The sequence below is a fragment of the Acidovorax sp. 94 genome (assembly GCF_003634645.1).
Classification (GTDB): Bacteria; Pseudomonadota; Gammaproteobacteria; order Burkholderiales; family Burkholderiaceae_C; genus Acidovorax; species Acidovorax facilis.
The window spans coordinates 4949705-4966411 of record NZ_RBJA01000001.1 but is presented as its reverse complement, the minus strand read 5'-3'; the positions used below and the strand labels follow the sequence as shown (position 1 = coordinate 4966411).

The window sequence follows — 16707 nt, the reverse complement described above, 5'->3', positions numbered from 1 at the left end:
TCAGAAGATTTCGAAGAGGCCTGCAGCGCCCATGCCACCGGCAATGCACATCGTCACCACGCCGTACTTGGCCTTGCGGCGGCGGCCTTCGAGCAGCAGGTGGCCCACCAGGCGCGCGCCGGTCATGCCGAAGGGGTGGCCAATGGCAATCGCTCCGCCGTTCACGTTCAGCCGCTCGGACGGAATGCCCAGGCGGCGCTGGCAGTACAGGGCCTGCGAGGCAAAGGCTTCGTTCATCTCCCACAGGTCAATGTCCTGCACCGTGAGGCCGTGGCGCGCCAGCAGCTTGGGCACGGCAAACACGGGGCCAATGCCCATTTCGTCGGGCTCGCAACCGGCCACCGCAAAGCCACGGAACGCGCCCAGGGGCTGCAGGCCCCGGCGCTCGGCTTCTTTCGCTTCCATGAGCACGCAGGCGCTGGAGCCGTCGGACAGCTGCGAGGCGTTGCCTGCGGTGATGAACTGGCCCGGACCTTTCACCGGCTCCAGCTTGGCAAGGCCTTCCAGCGTGGTGCTGGCGCGATTGCAGTTGTCGTGCGTGGCCGTCACCTCGCGGTAGGTGACCTCGCCGGTCTCCTTGTTCTTTTCCATCATGCGCGTGGTGCAGGGCACGATCTCGTCGGCGAACACGCCGCCTTGCTGTGCGGCGGCGGTGCGTTGCTGGCTTTGCAGCGAGAACAGGTCCTGGTTTTCGCGGCTGATGCCGTAGCGGTGGGCCACGATGTCGGCGGTATCGATCATGGCCATGTAGAGGTCGGGCTTGTGCTCTTGCAGCCAGGGGTCGATGTCTGCCGGGTTGCCTGCGCGGATGGCCGAGATGCTTTCCACCCCACCGGCCACCATGGCGGGTACGCCCTCGGCCACGATGCGGCCTGCGGCAATCGCCACCGACTGCAGACCCGATGCGCAAAACCGGCTGGCCACCATGCCCGCCACCGACAGCGGCAAGCCGGCGCGCAGTGCCGTCTGACGACCAATGTTCTTACCCGTGATGCCCTCGGGGTAGCCGCAGCCCATCACCAGGTCTTCGATCAGCTCGGGGTCGATGCCCGAGCGCTCGACCGCCGCCTTGACGGAAAAGGCCGCCAGCTGCGGGCCGGGCGTGGCGTTGAACTCGCCCCGGTGCGACTTGGTCAGCGGGGTGCGGGCGGTGGAAACGATGACGGCTTCACGCATGATTTGCTCCTGATTTAATAGCTGCTTGCGCTTATTAATCAAGCGCTAGAGGCCAAAATGATTTGAATTTGATGAATCTGAAAATCGAATCGCGAGGCAGGCTCAGCTCTTTTCAGCCTGGTTCAGGCTGTCAAAGTTGCGCCCTTCCCGCACCAGTTGCACCAGCAAAGGCGAGGGTTTCCAGAACAGCGGGTCTTCCTTGGCAAAGGCCTCGATGTCGGCCAGCACCTTGTCCAGCCCCGTCATGTCGGCCCACTTCATGGGGCCGCCACGGTGGCGCGGAAAGCCGTAGCCCGCGACAAAGGTCACGTCCACATCCAGCGGGCGCAGGGCAATGCCTTCGGCCACCACTTTGGCGCCTTCGTTGACCATGGCGGCCATGTAGCGGCGCATGATCTCGTCGGCGGTAAAGCTTTGGGGGGTGACGCCCTTCTTGGCGCGCTCGGCATCCACTATGGCCAGCACTTCCGGGTCGGGCTGGCCCGTGCGGGCACCGTCGGGGTACAGGTAGAACCCGCGCCCGGTCTTCTGACCAAACCAGCCGCGTTCGCAGATACGGTCGGCAATCTCCACGTACCGGGCCTTGGGGTCGCGCGTGGCAGCGCGGCGCTTGCGGGTGGCCCAGCCAATGTCTCCACCGGCCAGGTCTGTCACCTGGAATGGGCCCATGGCAAAACCAAAGCCGCGCACGGCAGCGTCGATCTCGTAGGGGCTTGCGCCGTCTTCCAGCAGGTAGTCAGCGGCCTGCTTGTACACGGCCAGGATGCGGTTGCCGATAAAGCCGTCGCACACGCCCGCGCGCACAGGCACCTTTTTCAGCTTGCGGGCCAGCTCGAACGCCGTGGCCACCACATCGGGCGCCACCTTGGCGGGCACCACGATCTCCAGCAGCTTCATGATGTTGGCGGGGCTGAAGAAGTGCAGGCCGATCACATCCTGCGGGCGGCCGGTGGCAGCGGCAATGGCGTCGATGTCGAGGTAGGACGTGTTGGTGGCCAGCACGGCACCGGGCTTGCACACGCGGTCCAGCTCGCGGAACACGGCCTTCTTGACTTCGATGTCTTCAAACACGGCCTCGATCACCAGGTCCACCTGGGCGATGTCGGCGTAGTCGGTGCTGCCGGTGTAGCGCGCCATCACGGCGGCCTGGGCGGCATCGGTCATGCGGCCCTTGGCAACCAGGGCGTTGTAGACCTTTTCAACATTGGCGCGGCCCCGGGCAATGGACTCGGCATCGCGCTCGATCATGGTCACCGGCAAGCCGGCATCGAGGGCTGCCACTGCAATGCCCGCGCCCATGGTGCCACCGCCGATGACGGCAATGCTGGCCACGGGGCGCGGCTGTGTGGCCTGGGCTTCGGGCACCTTGACGACCTCGCGTTCGGCAAAAAAGGCGTGGATGAGACCGGCGCGCTGCGGGCTGTCGATGCATTCCATGAACAGGGCGCGTTCGCGCGCTAAGCCTCCGTCAAACGGGAGCTGCACGGCGGCCTGCACGCATTCGATGATCTTGAGGGGTGAGAACAGGCCGCGCGACTTTTTGGCGGTCTCAGCCTTCTGTGCGTCCAGCCAGGCCAGTGCAGCCTGCGGCTCGGCAATGGCCAGGTCACGCGTGCGGCGCACGGGGGCATTGGCAGCCAGCAGTTCGCGCAAGTAGGCCAGGCCTGCGGCCAGCGGGTCGGTGCCTTCCACCAGCTTGTCCACCAGCCCGGCCTGCAGCGCGGCCTGGGCCTTGAGGGGCTGGCCGCTGAGCATGAGGGTGGTGGCGGCCTGCACGCCCATCAAGCGCGGGGCGCGCTGGGTGCCTCCCGAGCCGGGCAGCAGGCCCAGGTTCACCTCGGGCAGGCCCAGCGTAGCGGCAGGCAATGCCAGGCGGTAATGGGCTGACAGAGCCACTTCGAGACCGCCGCCCAGCGCCGCACCGTGCAGCACGGCCACCACGGGCTTGTTCAGGTTTTCGATGGCGCGGCAGACCTCGGGCAGGATGGGGGCAACCGGTGGCTTGCCGAATTCGCGGATATCCGCCCCGGCAATGAAGGCCTTGCCAGCGCCCACCAGCAGCACGGCCGCCACTGCGGCGTCGGCCTGCGCCTGCTGCATGGCGGCCAACAGGCCCTGGCGCACGGCGGCGCCCAGGGCGTTGACGGGTGGGTTGTCGATGGTGACGACAAGCACATCGCCCTGCAGCGCGGTGGTGACAACGGAAGATGCGGGAATGGCGGCGCCCATGCTGGAAAGTCTCCTGGTCGATGGCTATTGACTGCCTGTGAATGACTCGGTGATTGTTGATGCGTGAAGTTATCTTGACAATTACATAGCCCGTTGACAGACTGTCAAACGCCTTTTGACAAACACCCCCGCAACGGCATCCCGCGCCACCTCCCTGTTCAATGGAACTCACCTCCCTCACCGTGCTGGTCGACATCCTCGATGCCGGCAACCTCAGCCAGGCCGCCCGCAACCTGAAGATGTCCCGTGCCAACGTCAGCTACCACCTGCACCAGCTCGAAAAGTCAGTGGGTGTGCAGCTGGTGCGCCGCACCACGCGCCGGGTGGAGCCCACCGAGGTGGGCCTGCGCCTGTATGCCCATGGCCGCGCCATTCAGAACGAGATGTTGGCCGCGCGCGAGACCATTGCCACGCTGGGCCAGGGCCTGCAGGGCCGCGTGGGCCTGAGCGTGCCCAGTGGCTACGGGCAGATGGTGATGTCAGACTGGCTGATCGACTTCAAGCGGCTGTACCCTGGCATCGTGCTGGATGTGCGCTTTGAAAATCGGGTGGACGACCTCATTCGCGATGAGGTGGACATCGCCATCCGCGTGATGCCCGAGCCCCCACCCACGCTGGTGGCGCGCGACCTAGGCAGCGTGCGCTACATCGCCTGCGCATCGCGGGGGTACGCCGAGGCGCACGGGCTGCCCCAAAGCTTTGAAGCGCTGCAGGCCGCGCCGGTGATCACCGCAGGGGTGGTGGGCAAGCAGCTGCGCCTGCGCGGGTACCGGGGTGACCAGCGCCAGGAAGCCCTGCTGGAGCCCACCCTCATTTCGGAGCACTTTCCGTTTCTGCGCCAAGGCATCCTGGCAGGGCTGGGCGTAGGGCTGGTACCGGATTACGTGGTGCAGGACGCCGTGTCCAGTGGGGAAGTGCTGACCACGCTGGACGACTGGCGGTTGAGCATTTTTGGCACCCAGATGTTCATGCTCTACATGCCCAACCGCCACCAGACGCGTGCGGTGCGCACCTGCATTGACTACCTGCTGGGGCGGGCCCTGCCGGCAGCCGGCCAAGGAGTGACTGCGGAGCCAGGATGAGCATCTTCTGCGCGTTTACAAGAAAAAATAGCCGCAAGCGCAGGTATTCATTGCGCTAGCAGCTATTTTATTAATAGCAATCGCTACTGCGACAGTAGCAATGCCGGATGAGTCCCTCCGCCGCGCGTCAGCAAACCCGCGTGGCGGCTGGCATCAGATCCGCCCTTCCTCCACCGCATGGCACGCAATGCGGATGCCACCAATGCTCTTGAGCTGGGGGCGCTCGGTGCGGCAGCGGTCGTTCACATGCGGGCAGCGGGGGTTGAAGGCGCAACCGGGTGGTGGGTTCAGCGGGTTGGGCACCTCGCCCTGCACGGGGGTGCGGGCCTTGCCGGTGTCGTGCATCTTGGGGATGGCATCGAGCAGCATGCGGGTGTAGGGGTGACGCGGTGTGTCGAACAGCGTGTGTTTGTCGGCCAGCTCCACCAGGCGGCCCAAGTACATCACGCCGACCTGGTCGCTGACGTGGCGCACCACGGCCAGGTTGTGGCTGATGAACAGGTAGGTGAGGTGCCTTTCGCGCTGCAGGTCCTTCATGATGTTGAGCACCTGGGCCTGCACCGACACGTCAAGCGCACTCGTCGGCTCGTCGCACACCAGGAACTCGGGCTCGGTGGCCAAGGCGCGCGCGATGGAGATGCGCTGACGCTGGCCGCCGGAGAACTGGTGCGGGTATTTCACCATGTCCAGCGGCGACAGGCCCACGGACTTGAGCAGTTCACCCACGCGCTGCTTGAGCTCAGCCTTGTCGGTGATGAGGCCATGCTCCTTGAGCGGCTCGCCAATGATGTCTTCGACCAGCCAGCGGGGGTTCAGGCTGGCATACGGGTCCTGGAAGATCATCTGGATGCGGCGGCGCATGGCCTTGGCGTCGTTGCCCTTGAAGGCGGCGTGCGCATCCTGGTTGTCAAACGTGAGGCCGCCGCGTGTGGGCTCGTACAAACCCACCAGCAGGCGCGCCACGGTGCTTTTGCCGCAGCCGGACTCACCCACCAGGGCCAGGGTCTTGCCTTTTTCGATCTCGAAACTCACGCCGTCCACCGCATGCAGCAGCGTGCGGGGCTTGCGCTCGATCACGCGGTTGAGCCAGGGGGCGGACACGTCAAAAGTCTTGGCCAGGTCGTGCGCCTGCACCAAAGCCTTGCTTTTCATTGCTGCGCTCATGCGGTCACCTCGGTTTTTGTCGTGGCACCAGCGTGCAGCCAGCAGGCGGCGCGGGTGGAGCCTGCGTCCATCAGGTCGGGGCGATCAGTCATGCAGCGGTCAAAAGTCTGGGGGCAGCGCGGGTTGTAGGCACAGCCCTGGGGAATGGCGTTCAGACGGGGCATGGCGCCGTCGATCTGGTTCAGGCGTTCACGGTCCACCGTCATGTCGGGGATGGAGGCCATGAGGCCGCTGGTGTACGGGTGCGAGGGCTTGTTGATGACGTCGTGCACGGGGCCGATCTCGGCCACGCGCCCGGCATACAGCACGGCCACGCGGTCGCAGGTCTCGGCGATCACGCCCATGTCGTGGGTGATCAGCATCACCGCGGCACCGCGCGATTTGCAGATGTTTTTCAGCAGCGTGATGATCTGCGCCTGGATGGACACGTCGAGCGCCGTGGTGGGCTCATCGGCCACGATGAGCTTGGGCTCGGCCGCCAGGGCCAGGGCAATCACCACGCGCTGGCGCATGCCACCGGAGAACTGGTGCGGGTAGTGGTCGATGCGCTCTGCAGCGGCCGGAATGCCGGTGTCTTGCAGCAGCGCAATGGCACGCTGGCGCGCCTCGGCGGGCGTGACCGGCAGGTGGGCCAGGATGGTTTCGGTGAGCTGTCGGCCCACGGTGTACAGCGGGTTCAGCGAGGTCAGCGGGTCTTGAAAGATCGCGCCGATGCGGCGGCCACGGATGTGGCGCATTTCCTCATTGCTCAGGTTGTCGATGCGCTGGCCTTCGAGCAGGATCTGGCCAGATGCCACGCGGCCCGGGGGCTCCAGCAGGCCGATGATGGCAGCGCCAGTGAGCGATTTGCCCGCGCCGGACTCCCCCACCACCCCCAGGATCTCGCCGGGTGCAATGGAGAAGGAAATGTCGTCCAGGGCGCGCAGGGTACCGCGACGGCCCGGGAATTCGACAACGAGGTTTTTGACTTCTAGGAGACTCATGGGGATATCGCTTTTCTTGTTCTTGTTCAGCGCAGGCGCGGATTGAGGGCATCACGCAACCAGTCGCCGAGCAAGTTCACACTCAGGGCGATCAGCACCAGCATGGCACCGGGGAACACGGTGATCCACCATTCGCCGGAGAACAGGTAGTCGTTGCCGATGCGGATCAGCGTGCCCAGCGAAGGCGAGGTGGGCGGTGCGCCCACGCCCAGGAAGGACAATGTGGCCTCGGTGATGATGGCCGTGGCCACCTGGATGGTGGCCAGCACCATCACAGGGCCCATGACGTTGGGCAGCACGTGCTTGCGCATGATGCGCAGCGGCGAAACGCCCGTCACGCGGGCAGCCTGCACGTATTCCTTGTTGCGCTCGACCAGGGTGGAGCCGCGCACCGTGCGCGCGTACTGCACCCAGCCCGTGAGCGAGATGGAGATGATCAGCACACCAAATGCCAGCGACTCGTGCGCGTTGGGAAACAGCGCACGGCCCACACCCGCAATCAGCAGCGCCACCAGGATGGCGGGGAACGACAGCATCACGTCGCACAGGCGCATGAGCACGGCATCGATCCAGCCACCGCGAAAGCCGGCCAGCAGTCCAAACGCCACGCCCACCACCACGGAGAGCACCACCGATGCGAGGCCCACCACAAGGGATATGCGCGCGCCATAGATGAGGGCGGAAAGAATGTCCCGGCCCTGGTCGTCGGTGCCCAGGGGGTACTTCATGGAGCCTTCGGCGCTCCAGGCCGGGGGCAGCCGCGCGTCGCTGAGTTCGAGCGTGGCCAGGTCAAAGGGGTTATGGGGCGCGACCCATCCGGCAAATACCGAACAGAACACACAGATCAGCGCGATGGCAGCGGCCACCATCGCCATGGGCGATGTGCGGAAGCTGTAGCCAACATCGCTGTCAAACCAGCGGGCAAGGGTTGTTTTCATTGTGGGAAACCAGTAAACAAGCACCAACGCAGAGCCCGGGTAGCGGCCATGCGTTGGTGTGGACTTTCAAAGAACCGGTCGTTCTCTCTTTTCTCTGCGATCGACTAACGTAGGGACTTCTGCGCCCCTTCTTACTTGGTGATGCTCATCCACTTGAAGTGCATGAAGTTGTCGGCCAGCTGCACGAGCTTGACGTTCTTGCCCACGCCCCAGGCCAGCGCTTGCTGGTGCAGGGGAATGTGGCCTACATCGGCCGCGTGCAGATCGAAGACTTCCTTGATCATCGCGTTGCGCTTGACCTTGTCGGTCTCGGCCTGGATCTTGAGTGTCAGCTCATCGACCTTGGGGTTGCAGTAGGCGCCCAGGTTGAACTGGCCGGACCCCTTGTCATCCACGCAGCGCATGAGGGCGTTGAGCGCGTTGTGCGAGTCGTAGGTGGCGGGCGTCCAGCCCAGCATGTAAAAGCTGGTGTCGCGGCGCAGCACCTTGGGGAAGTAGGTGCCCTTGGTTTCGGCCTGCAGGTTGATCTTGACGTTGATGCGCGAGAGGTTGGCGGCCACTGTCTGGCAGATGCGGCCATCATTCACGTAGCGATCGTTCGGGCAGTTCATGGCCACTTCGAAGCCGTTGGGATAGCCGGCTTCGGCCATCAGCTTCTTGGCAGCTTCGACGTCGTAGGGAAGGCGCTTCGCGTCAGGCTGGAAGCCATTGATGCCGGGACCCACGAGCAGGGCCGAGGGGTTGGATGCACCACGCATCACGGTCTTCTTGATCCCTTCGATGTCGATGGCCTGGTAGAAGGCCTGGCGCACACGCTTGTCCTTGAAGGGGTTCTTGCCCTTGACGTTGGAGTACAGCAGTTCGTCACGCTTTTGGTCCATGCCCAGGAAGATGGTGCGCAGTTCGGGGCCGGTGATGGCACGGGTGTTGGCGCTGCCGTTCACGCGTTCGATGTCCTGCACGGGTACGGGTTCCATCACGTCCACCTCGCCCGAAAGCAGGGCGGCCACACGGGTCGCATCGTTGCCGATGGGGGTGAAAACGACTTCGCTGACGTTGCCTTCGATCTTGCCCCAGTAGCTGCCGTTGCGTGTAAACACCGAGCGCACGTTGGGCTGGCGCTCACGCAGGCGGAAGGGGCCCGTGCCGTTGGCACGGAACGAGGCGGCGTTCTCGATGCCCTTGCGGCGGTCCACCGGGCCCAGGGCCTGGTTGGTCTCGCACCACTTCTTGCTCATCATGTACACGAGCGAGATCACATCCGGCAGGATCGGGAAGGGGGTCTTGGTTTCGATTTCGACCGTGTGGTCGTCGATCTTGCGCACTTCCTTGAAGTCGTTGGTGTAGCTCTTCATGTCCGAGCCTTCCACCTGGGTGCGCCCGAAGCTGAACACCACGTCATCGGCCGTGAAAGGGGTGCCGTCGTGGAATTGCACGCCCTTGCGCAACTCGAAACGCCACACGGTGGGCGACGTCTGCTTCCAGCTCGTCGCCAGGGCAGGCGCCAGGCTCAGATCCTTGTTGCGGCCGACCAGCGGCTCATAGACGTTGCCGGTGACGCTCAGCTGCAGCGACTCATTGAGCGAGTGGGGGTCCATCGACAGCGAGTCACCCTGGTTGGCGATGCGGATGGTCTGAGCTTGGGCCACCAGGCTCGCCGCCGCCAACGCGGTAAAGAGAGCGGTCAGAGCGATTTTTTTATGGAATTTCATGGAAACCTCCAGGTTGGGGAAAGCGGGGTGAAAGGGTTGGGCCGTGGCGCGGTAGTGCAAATGGGCAGGCTGGCTGGACGGTGCTTCAAGCTGCCGCCAAAGGCATGGCCTGCTCGATAAGGCTTGCGTGCAGCGCTGAGCCCAGGGGCAGGATGTCGTCGTTGAAGTCGTAGCGGCTGTTGTGCAAGGCGCTGCCACTGGCCCCTGTGCCCTGGCCGATGCGCAGATAGGCACCGGGGCGGGTCTGGAGCATGAAGGCGAAGTCCTCGGCGCCCATACTGGGCTCTAGGTCACGCACCACATGGTCGGCACCCAGCAGGGATTCGGCCACGTCGCCAGCAAAGATGGCTTCGCTTTCGCTGTTGATCGTGGCCGGGTAGATGCGCTCGTAGTGCACCGTGGCCGTGGCGCCAAAGCCCAGGGCGATGGCGTTGCACAGCTCCTTGAGGCGTTTTTCCACCATCTCCTGCACGACCGGATCAAATGTCCGCACGGTGCCCACCAGGGTGGCAGAGCCCGGCAGCACACTGAAGGCCCCCAGGTCGCCAGCCTGTGCGGCGCAGATGCTGACCACGGCGCTTTCAATGGGGCGCACATTGCGCGAGACAATGCTTTGCGCGGCCGTAATGATGTGCGCGGCCACAACCAGCACGTCCACCGTCTGGTAGGCATGGGCACCGTGGCCTCCGCGTCCCGTGATCTCGATGGTGAAGCGATCCGCCGCAGCCATCATGGGGCCGGAGTTGATACCCACGGTGCCGGGCTTCATCGCGGGCCAGTTGTGCATGGCGTAGATGGACTGCACCGGGAAGCGGTCAAACAGCCCGTCTTCCATCATGACGCGGGCGCCAGCAAAACCTTCTTCGCCCGGCTGAAACACGAGCACGGCTGTGCCGTCGAAGTTGCGGGTCTCGGCCATGTAGCGCGCAGCCCCCACCAGCATGGCGGTGTGGCCGTCGTGGCCACAGCCATGCATGAGGCCGGGCTTGCACGACTTCCAGGAGAAATCGTTGTGCTCGGCCAGCGGCAGCGCATCCATGTCGGCACGCAGGCCGACCATGCTGCCACTGGAGGTGCTGCGGCCGCGGATCACGCCCACGACTCCCGTGCGGCCAATGCCGTCGTGGATCTCGTCCACGCCGCAGAGCTTCAGAGCCTCTTTGACGCGCGTGCTGGTGTAGATCTCCTCGAAACCCAGCTCAGGGTGGGCATGCAGGTCCCGGCGCAGTGCGGTCAGCTCGGGGTGGTACTGCGCAATGTGCGCAAACGCCCGGCCTCCGGCTTTGTATCGAAGCGACTGCATGTCAGGCGCCCCGAAAGCTCGTGCAGCGCCAGCAGCCGGCAAAACCGGCGCGGCCCAGGCCAGCGCTCCCGCGCAAGGGCCGCCCCGCCGCGCTGGGAGCGTCCCCCCTTTGGGGGGATGGCGCGAAGCGACTCAGGGGGGAGTTCATTCAATGCCCTCCTGCCTTGCCTACGCGCAGGCGAGGGTCGACCGCAAAATACAACAGGTCCACCACCAGATTGATCACCACAAAGATCAAGGCGATCAGGCACAGGTAGGCGGCCATCACCGGAATGTCGGCAAAGGTCACGGCCTGGATGAACAGCAGGCCCATGCCGGGCCACTGGAACACGGTCTCGGTGATGATGGCGAAGGCAATCAGACCACCCAGCTGCAGGCCGGTGATGGTCATCACGGGCACCAGCGTGTTCTTGAGCGCATGGCCGAAGTGAATGGCGCGATTGGACAGGCCCCGGGCGCGTGCGAACTTGATGTAGTCGGTGCGCAGCACCTCCAGCATTTCTGCGCGCACCAGCCGCATGATCAGCGTGAGCTGGAAAATCGCCAGCGTGATGGCAGGCAGCGTGATGTGGTGCCAGCCCTTGGCCTTGAGCAGGCCCGTGCTCCACCATCCCATCTGTACCACTTCACCGCGCCCGAAGCTGGGGAACCAGCCCAGGGTGACAGCGAACACCAGGATCAGCAGGATGCCGATCAGGAACGTTGGCAGCGACACGCCCAGCAGTGAGATGGTCATGAACAGCTGGCTTGTGAAGGTGCCGCGCTTGAGGGCTGCATACACGCCCATGGGCACGCCAATGACCAGGGCCAGGAAAGCAGCCACCAAAGCCAGCTCCAGTGTGGCGGGAAAGCGCTCTGCAATCAGTCGCGAAACCTTGGCACCCTGGCGCAGGCTCAGGCCGAATTCGCCCTGGGCTGCGTTGACCAAAAAATGCCAGAACTGCACGAAAAAGGGCTTGTCCAGACCGAGCGAGGCGCGCAGTTCGCGGATCTGCTCGGGGGTGGCGTCCTGGCCCAGCAGGAACACCACAGGGTCTCCCACGTACTGGAACAGCATGAAGGAGATGAAGGCCACCGTGACCATGACAATCACAGCCTGTATCAGGCGGCGCAATATAAAGGCGAGCATCGGAGAGTCGATTGAGTGTTCGATGGGAACGCCACAGCCACTTTTGATGGCAGGGCGCTGGCAGGCAATATGCGGTCGTCAAACCGGACCAGAAAGCAAAACAAAGAAAGCAAGGGCCTCGGGGCCCTTGCTCTCAGTGTGTCACGCACCGGTCAATTCACCTTGACGGTGCGCATGTCCACGCGGTTATCCGCGCGGTGAACCAGTTCAATGTTCTTCTTCACGGCCCATGGGATCACTTGGTCATGCAGAGGAATGTGGGACACGGTGTCGTTGGACAATTGCAGCGCTTCCGTCAGCATGCGGGCGCGCACGGGTGCATCGGTTTCTGCCTTGATGCGGTCCACCAGATAGTCCATGCGCTGGTTGCTGTAGCGGCCCACGTTGTAGTTGCCGTCACCACCTTGGCCCACAGTGCGGACCAGCGATTGCAGGCTGTACAGCGCATCGAAGGTCGGCACTCCCCAGCCCAGCATGTAGATGCTGGCTTCGTAGCGCTGGATCATCGGGAAGTAATTGACCAGGGGCAGCGTGCGCAGCTTGGCCTTCACGCCCACGCGCGACCACATGGCGGTCACGGCCTGGCAGATGGCTTCGTCATTGATGTAGCGGTTGTTGGGGCAGGCAAAGTCCACCTCAAAACCATCGGGGTAACCAGCCTCGGCCAGCAACTTCTTGGAGGCTTCAACGCTATAGGGGAACCGCTTGCCAACGGCCTCGGTATAACCCGCCACCTGTGGGGCCACGATGGTGCCCGTGGGCTTGCCCAGGCCGCGCATGATGTTGCGGGAAATGGTTTCTGCGTCAATCGCCTGGTACAGGGCCTTGCGCACGCGCACGTCCTTGAGCGGATTTTTGCCCTTGATGTTGGAGCCTGGCAGTTCGTCGCGGAATTGATCCATGCCCAGGAAGATGGTGCGGTTCTCAATGCCGTCAATCACCTTGAGGTCGGGGCTGGCGCGCAAGCGGCCCAGATCCTGGGGAGTGGGGTCGAGCACCATGTCCACTTCGCCCGACAGCAGGGCTGCAATGCGTGTGGCAGCAGACTTGATCGGGGTGTAGACGATTTCGGTCACGTTCCCGTCCATCTTGCCCCACCAGTTGGGGTTGCGCTTGAACACCATCTTCACATCAGGCTGCCACGATTCCAGCGTGTAAGGACCGGTGCCCATGGCATTGCGGTGGGCAAAGTTTTCGTCGGTGCCCTTGATGTCTTTGGGCTCGACCGACTTGTTCTTTTCCGCCCAGGCCTTACTCATCATGCGCAGTTCGGTCATCTGGCGCAGCAGCACAGGGTTGGGTGCGGTCAGGATGACGTCGATGGTTTGCGCATCCACCTTGTTGATCTTGCTGATGCCCTGGATGTAGGGGGTGAAATTCGATGTCTTGGCCATCGCGCGCTGCAGCGAATACACCGCATCGTCGGCGGTGAAGGCCGAGCCATCATGGAACTTCACGCCTTGGCGCAGGGTGAAACGCACCTGCGTGGGGCTGATTTCTTTCCAGGCCGTTGCCAGCACGGGTTCTACGTCAAAGGTCTTGCTGTTGTAGTAAACCAGGCTTTCATACACATTCGCATGGATGCCATTCTGGAGCGCGTTGTTCTGGGAATGGATATCCCAGGTCGCGATTTCCCCCTGGCTTGCCCATTTGAAGGGCTTGGCATGCAGGGCTGGCGCTGCAAGCAGTGCAGCGGCCGCAGCCACCGACAAAAGACTGTATTTGAGTTTCATGGAACCCTCTTGAATAAAAGTTTTACTATGCAGTAAAGGTTGCTCTATAGCCAACGGGAAATCCCTGAATCCCGGGCACTACGAAGGGCCTCTAAGGGCTGATTTTGTAGGGAAGCAGCACGCAAGGATGGTGCCAAGAATCTGCACCAAAGCAAACAAGAGGAAGAAACCTCGGAGACAGTGCGAAGGACGCCATTGCCCGACATCAACCGACCGATCCGTAGGGCGGATGTACCCGGAGTTACATGCAGGAAGTCCGCACAACCAACCACCAAGCACAAATCAGCAGACAAAAAAAAAGCCGCCCGAAGGCGGCTTTTTTAGCTTTGATACCGGTAACTGGCCAGAAGCCAGTCTCGATATTAGAAGCTGTGACGGATACCGAAGTCGTAGCCGTTGGAGTTGTCGCCAGCAGCAGTCACGGAACCGTTCAGGGACTGAGCAGCGCCGTTCTTGTTGCTCACGTGAGCGTACGTAGCGTACAGAGCCGTGCGCTTGGACAGGTTGTGCACGTAGCCCAGAGCGATCTTGTTCGAACGTGGGTCAGCACCAACTTGGTCGATCTTGTAGGTGGAGTAAGCCAGACGGATTTCGCCAGCGCCCACGGGCACCAGACCACCGATCAGGAAGCCCTTACCTTCAGCGCCGCCCTTGACGTCGTCTTGGTTGTAGTGAGCCATGATCTTGGCCACGCCCAGGTCGTATTGACCGCCCAGGTTCACAGCCTTGATGTTGCCCGACAGGAACTTGGTGTCAGAGAAAGCCAGAGCCACGTTGATGGGGCCATTGGCGTAACCAGCGCGCAGAGCCAGGCCGTTGCCGTCCTTCTTGTTGGCTGCGTTGCTCAGGTTTTCACCCATGTAGTACTGGGCTTGGCCGTAGAAACCGCCCAGGTTGCCAGGCAGGAAGTAGCCGATGGAGTTCGAAGCGCGCACGGTGGTTGGGCCACCCAGGCTGGAGTTCAGGGTTTGGGTCGTGCCAACACCGTTCGTGCCGAACGGATCGAACACGGTCAGGTTCCAGAATTGGGGCGTGTAGTCACGGCCCAGACGCACTTCACCGAAGCCGCCGTTCAGGCTGACGGTCGAACGACGGTTGAAGGTCAAGCCGCCACCGCCGGTGACGCCGCTTGCGCCTTGGTTGTTGGTGCTGGTGGTGCCACCGGAACCGTTGTCGTTGTTCACGCCAGCTTCGAGCCAGAACGAAGCGGACATGCCGCCACCCAGATCTTCAACACCGCGGAAGCCCAGACGGCTGCTGTTGTAGCCGGAGTTCGTCAGTTGGGACTTGTTGGCGACGCTGCCGGAACCGTATGCGTAGGTAGCGTCAACGATACCGAACAGGGTTACGGACGATTGAGCCATTGCAGCGCCGGAAGCAGCCAGCACAGCCAGGGCAATCAGGGATTTTTTCATTGCGAGTTACTCCAAGGTTAAACATCGGGCTCCGGTACGGGGGGTCTATGGTGAAAGCACCTGCACAGTCCCGCCGGTTCCCCGGGCCAACCTCCTGGTGGGGAAGTTGCTCTTATTGCACCAGACCCGGCCAGGTTTCGCAAAGGAATTCACCCACAATCGACCCGAAAGGGAAAAATCGTTGCAGTGTTGCAACATTTCCATGAACCCCGGCAAAATCGATCTGCTGCGCCCTGTAGCAGCTCCTGCCAGCGCCTGAGATTTGTATCCAAGTGAAAATTGTGTTTCTGCGCTCTTGCCAACCTGAAAGCCTCCATGGACTCTTTGCTAATTGCGGCTGACACCGCACTGCGCACACTTTTTGCGACACCCCGTGCATCCGAGCCCACGCCGGCGCGCGGCATGGACGAAGGAGCGCTCGACCCCACCCAGAAGAAGCTGGCGGGGGCGCTGATGCGTGTCAACCACGTGGGCGAAGTCTGCGCACAAGCCCTGTACACCGCGCAGGCAGCCATCACGCGCGACCCCGCGCTCCAAGCCCACCTGCTGGAGGCCGCCCGCGAAGAAACAGACCATCTCGCCTGGACCCAGCAGCGCCTGGACGCGCTGGGCGCCCGGCCCAGCCTGCTGAACCCCCTGTGGTTTGCGGGCGCCTTCGCGCTGGGGCTGGTCGCTGCCAAGGTCAGCGACCGGGCAAGTCTGGGTTTTGTGGCGGAAACGGAAAATCAGGTGGCGGCGCACCTTCAAAGCCACCTCGCACGGCTTCCCGCACAAGACCTGCCCTCACGGGCCGTGGTGGCCCGAATGAAGGACGACGAGGAGCGCCATGCCGCCCAGGCACGGGCATCCGGAGCGCTGGAACTGCCGCCCCCGGCCCGGGCGGCGATGAAGGTAGCAGCCAAGGTGATGACCACCACCGCGCACTACCTCTGAGCACTGGCCGCACTGCGCACGCACTGACCGCGTGCGCCAGGGTGCATCGCGCGCGCGACGACCTCAAAAACTGGCGCAGCCCAAGCCAGCAGACGCCGTGGAACTGGCCTTGCCAGGCCACCGGGTGCGGCCCCCTCCCGCACAGCGAGAGGGGGGGAAGGCGCCGCAGGCGACTCAGGGGGAGGTCTACCTCATGCTTCGACCACTTCAAACCCGGTGGTGATCTCCGCCGTCTTGCCCAGCATGATGCTGGCCGAGCAGTATTTGTCATGGCTCATGGCGATCGCGCGCTCTACCGCAGCGGGCGGGATACCCTTGCCGGTCACGGTGAAATGCATATGGATCTTGGTGAACACCTTGGGGTCCGTCTGGGCGCGTTCGGTGGTCAGCTTGACGCTGCAGCCGCGCACATCGTGACGGCCCCGCTTGAGGATGAGCACCACGTCGTAGGCCGTGCAGCCGCCTGTGCCGGCCAGCACGGTCTCCATGGGCCGGGGCGCCAGGTTCAGCCCGCCGTTGGCCGGATTGGCGGCATCGGGCGCGCCGTCCATAGTCAAAACGTGGCCGCTGCCGGTTTCTGCCACAAAACCCATCCCAGAACGGGTTCCTGTGCCTCCGGTCCAGCTGACTGTGCATTCCATGGTGTATCTCCTTTTTGGTGCGTGGTTTTTTTCGCACGGAATGGCCCGGCGAAATAAAAATTTGGTGTTGATTTTGCTGCAATGCAACAAGACTCGCGCTAAACTTCCACTAAGCGCTGCTTTTTCTGGATGGAAAAGGCAGATGGCAAGAAGCCCGGTTTTCGGCACTTGTCCCGCACCGATTGTCTCCTCCATCTCCTCAAAGGATGGATTAGCCCCAGGCCTCACGGCTTGGGGCTTTTTTTTGGCTGAACTGGCCTCGATAGCTT

13 protein-coding genes are annotated in these 16707 nt (G+C 63.1%); 2 read left to right on the top strand and 11 right to left on the bottom strand.

Annotated features, from left to right (window positions below):
* Together C8C94_RS22860 and C8C94_RS22855 are read right to left on the bottom strand one after the other, a co-directional pair.
* The gene (locus tag C8C94_RS22860) at positions 1 to 1176 is read right to left on the bottom strand and encodes an acetyl-CoA C-acyltransferase (RefSeq protein ID WP_121422338.1); all 1176 of its coding nucleotides are present in this window, start codon (positions 1174 to 1176) and stop codon (positions 1 to 3) included.
* Positions 1177 to 1278: 102 nt separating this feature from the next.
* Positions 1279 to 3405, bottom strand: coding sequence for a 3-hydroxyacyl-CoA dehydrogenase NAD-binding domain-containing protein (locus C8C94_RS22855; RefSeq protein ID WP_121422337.1), 2127 nt, complete (start codon positions 3403 to 3405; stop codon positions 1279 to 1281).
* 161 nt (positions 3406 to 3566) lie between these two features.
* Here C8C94_RS22855 and C8C94_RS22850 point away from each other — a divergent pair, with 161 nt between their 5' ends.
* Entirely contained in the window at positions 3567 to 4487 is a 921-nt protein-coding gene (locus tag C8C94_RS22850) for a LysR family transcriptional regulator (protein ID WP_056745237.1), read from the top strand.
* Between the two features lie 153 nt (positions 4488 to 4640).
* On the opposite strand, the gene C8C94_RS22845 is transcribed toward C8C94_RS22850, so the two are convergent.
* From C8C94_RS22845 to C8C94_RS22810, 8 genes are all read right to left on the bottom strand, one after another.
* A complete protein-coding gene (locus C8C94_RS22845) occupies positions 4641 to 5651 on the bottom strand; it encodes an ABC transporter ATP-binding protein (RefSeq protein ID WP_121422336.1) in 1011 nt (336 codons plus the stop codon).
* A complete protein-coding gene (locus C8C94_RS22840; protein ID WP_121422335.1) occupies positions 5648 to 6634 on the bottom strand; it encodes an ABC transporter ATP-binding protein in 987 nt (328 codons plus the stop codon). The genes C8C94_RS22845 and C8C94_RS22840 overlap by 4 nt, the downstream gene beginning before the upstream one ends.
* Before the next feature lie 26 nt (positions 6635 to 6660).
* Positions 6661 to 7572 carry an ABC transporter permease gene (locus C8C94_RS22835; protein ID WP_055398531.1) on the bottom strand — a complete coding sequence of 304 codons (912 nt, stop codon included), beginning with the start codon at positions 7570 to 7572 and terminating at the stop codon, positions 6661 to 6663.
* Positions 7573 to 7703: 131 nt separating this feature from the next.
* Entirely contained in the window at positions 7704 to 9284 is a 1581-nt protein-coding gene (locus C8C94_RS22830) for an ABC transporter substrate-binding protein (protein WP_029413932.1), read from the bottom strand.
* Positions 9285 to 9369: 85 nt separating this feature from the next.
* Positions 9370 to 10587 (bottom strand): M20 aminoacylase family protein, encoded by a 1218-nt coding sequence (locus C8C94_RS22825; protein ID WP_121422334.1) that lies wholly within the window; start codon positions 10585 to 10587, stop codon positions 9370 to 9372.
* 148 nt (positions 10588 to 10735) lie between these two features.
* Complete coding sequence (locus tag C8C94_RS22820; protein ID WP_121422333.1) at positions 10736 to 11716, bottom strand: ABC transporter permease; 981 nt, start codon at positions 11714 to 11716, stop codon at positions 10736 to 10738.
* A gap of 152 nt (positions 11717 to 11868) precedes the next feature.
* The gene (locus C8C94_RS22815; RefSeq protein WP_121422332.1) at positions 11869 to 13449 is read right to left on the bottom strand and encodes an ABC transporter substrate-binding protein; all 1581 of its coding nucleotides are present in this window, start codon (positions 13447 to 13449) and stop codon (positions 11869 to 11871) included.
* A gap of 362 nt (positions 13450 to 13811) precedes the next feature.
* Positions 13812 to 14864, bottom strand: coding sequence for a porin (locus tag C8C94_RS22810; protein WP_121422331.1), 1053 nt, complete (start codon positions 14862 to 14864; stop codon positions 13812 to 13814).
* A 315-nt stretch (positions 14865 to 15179) separates the two neighbouring features.
* Between C8C94_RS22810 and coq7 the strand changes: the two genes are divergently transcribed.
* A complete protein-coding gene (gene coq7 / locus C8C94_RS22805; RefSeq protein ID WP_121422330.1) occupies positions 15180 to 15797 on the top strand; it encodes a 2-polyprenyl-3-methyl-6-methoxy-1,4-benzoquinone monooxygenase in 618 nt (205 codons plus the stop codon).
* Between the two features lie 191 nt (positions 15798 to 15988).
* Here coq7 and C8C94_RS22800 read toward each other — a convergent pair whose 3' ends face one another.
* Positions 15989 to 16438 (bottom strand): OsmC family protein, encoded by a 450-nt coding sequence (locus C8C94_RS22800; RefSeq protein ID WP_055398537.1) that lies wholly within the window; start codon positions 16436 to 16438, stop codon positions 15989 to 15991.
* Positions 16439 to 16707 lie beyond the last annotated feature (269 nt).

What these genes read in the sequence shown, in the direction of transcription:
- C8C94_RS22835 (WP_055398531.1), bottom strand. Translation starts at nt 7,572, where the DNA reads ATGAAAACAACCCTTGCCCGCTGGTTTGACAGCGATGTTGGCTACAGC.
- C8C94_RS22855 (WP_121422337.1), bottom strand. Translation starts at nt 3,405, where the DNA reads ATGGGCGCCGCCATTCCCGCATCTTCCGTTGTCACCACCGCGCTGCAG.
- C8C94_RS22810 (WP_121422331.1), bottom strand. Translation starts at nt 14,864, where the DNA reads ATGAAAAAATCCCTGATTGCCCTGGCTGTGCTGGCTGCTTCCGGCGCT.
- coq7 (WP_121422330.1), top strand. Translation starts at nt 15,180, where the DNA reads ATGGACTCTTTGCTAATTGCGGCTGACACCGCACTGCGCACACTTTTT.
- C8C94_RS22840 (WP_121422335.1), bottom strand. Translation starts at nt 6,634, where the DNA reads ATGAGTCTCCTAGAAGTCAAAAACCTCGTTGTCGAATTCCCGGGCCGT.
- C8C94_RS22845 (WP_121422336.1), bottom strand. Translation starts at nt 5,651, where the DNA reads ATGAGCGCAGCAATGAAAAGCAAGGCTTTGGTGCAGGCGCACGACCTG.
- C8C94_RS22830 (WP_029413932.1), bottom strand. Translation starts at nt 9,284, where the DNA reads ATGAAATTCCATAAAAAAATCGCTCTGACCGCTCTCTTTACCGCGTTG.
- C8C94_RS22850 (WP_056745237.1), top strand. Translation starts at nt 3,567, where the DNA reads ATGGAACTCACCTCCCTCACCGTGCTGGTCGACATCCTCGATGCCGGC.
- C8C94_RS22800 (WP_055398537.1), bottom strand. Translation starts at nt 16,438, where the DNA reads ATGGAATGCACAGTCAGCTGGACCGGAGGCACAGGAACCCGTTCTGGG.
- C8C94_RS22815 (WP_121422332.1), bottom strand. Translation starts at nt 13,449, where the DNA reads ATGAAACTCAAATACAGTCTTTTGTCGGTGGCTGCGGCCGCTGCACTG.
- C8C94_RS22860 (WP_121422338.1), bottom strand. Translation starts at nt 1,176, where the DNA reads ATGCGTGAAGCCGTCATCGTTTCCACCGCCCGCACCCCGCTGACCAAG.
- C8C94_RS22825 (WP_121422334.1), bottom strand. Translation starts at nt 10,587, where the DNA reads ATGCAGTCGCTTCGATACAAAGCCGGAGGCCGGGCGTTTGCGCACATT.
- C8C94_RS22820 (WP_121422333.1), bottom strand. Translation starts at nt 11,716, where the DNA reads ATGCTCGCCTTTATATTGCGCCGCCTGATACAGGCTGTGATTGTCATG.